General features: G+C 28.6%; 2 protein-coding genes. Both read left to right on the top strand.

Annotated elements, in window-relative coordinates; genetic code table 11:
• Positions 1-846 (top strand): L,D-transpeptidase (locus B0A81_RS21705; protein ID WP_165768111.1); only part of this gene is annotated, 846 nt, incomplete at its 5' end.
• Positions 847-850: 4 nt separating this feature from the next.
• Positions 851-1,467, top strand: a 617-nt coding sequence (locus tag B0A81_RS21500) for a hypothetical protein (RefSeq protein ID WP_133063647.1), incomplete at its 3' end; no start/stop codon positions are given.

Here is a 1,467-nt window from a genome sequence, read left to right as displayed (position 1 = left end):
AGCGAGACGCTCGCGCCAGCTGGGATTTTCTTTAAGTGGAAGAATTTAAACACAATATCAAATAAGACACATGATGTAATAAACAAAATTTGCCCGAAAGTTGGTAATGATGCTCCCATTAAAAACGAAAAAGGTAATCCTTCATCAAATCATAAAGAAAAACAAAAAGCTTTTAACGATATTACATCAAAAGCATTTAAAATTGATAATTGTAAATGGGGAGAAAAAGTTGAAATTCCTAAAACAAAGGGCAAATTTTCAACTTATGATAATGAGTACTCAGCAGATTCAAAAACTGCATATATTAATGTTATCGTCCCTAAAGATAGAAGAACTGAAGGAATGTTTGTATTTTTTGATGATACAGAAATAGTACAGAAAGGTTACGCATTAGCGATGGGAACAGTTAATAATAATTTCTTTGAAAGAAATGGAAAAGGAAGTACCCCTACTGGACTCTGGTATTCCTTTTATTCGAAAACTCATATTGGTGAAGCGAGTTATGGAGATCACGGTTTAATTCATATAAATGGAATGGCTGGAGATGCAAAAAAAGCTACTGCACCTGGAAAAAGAGATGGAATTGCCATTCATAGTGGACACACGACTAAGGTTGGAATAAATGATAATGGCCCGCTAATGGTTACTTATGGATGCGTTAGAGTGTATAATACGGATATGAAAAAATTAGTTGAAAATTATAATATGATTAAAGATAAAGGAAAAACAATTTATGTCTATGTTGAAGAAGTAGATTCTATGGATGATGTATATAAAGATTATGACATGGTTGCTGACCCAAAAGACAATATCCAAAGGATTTATAAGAAAGATGCAAAACAATAATATAATGAAAAAAACAATTATTTTATTTATAGTAACTATGTTGGTTGCAAGTTGTAATTCACAAATAAAAGAAAAAAAAATGGAAACACAAGACCCAATAAGAAAAAACCAAGACACACTATATGCAAGATATTTACCACTTATGGAAAAGTTATTAAAATCTAATAACTTTAAAATTTTAGAACACGATGATTTTAAAAATAAAATTCAGGAATATTTTGGAGTTGATATTGATAAGTCAAAATATAATGATATTTTTTTAGGGGGGGAAGGATTTGGATTTACTGCAATGAATAATGAAAGATTTATTGACACATATACAGAAGGAGATAGAGGAGATATTGATGGAGCAGGCGATGCTTTTAGTGATGGACTTAAGGATAGAATTGAAGATGATTATTATAATTTTATTTTCGTATATTTTAATAAGATTTTATTAAATGATGATTTAAGTGCAATATTTAAAATAAATTCAGATTTAAATGCAACTGAAAAAATTGTAGTATGTCTAAATTATGAAAAGAACAGTATCTTGAAAAATACTTTTGTTAAAAATTTGAAGGAAATAGATGCTTATAATGATGATTTTAAAAGTCATTTATTTTGGTACAACAATAAAAA

This window comes from Flavobacterium plurextorum, from assembly GCF_002217395.1.
Lineage (GTDB): Bacteria > Bacteroidota > Bacteroidia > Flavobacteriales > Flavobacteriaceae > Flavobacterium > Flavobacterium plurextorum.
This window is presented reverse-complemented; position numbering and strand designations above follow the sequence as displayed.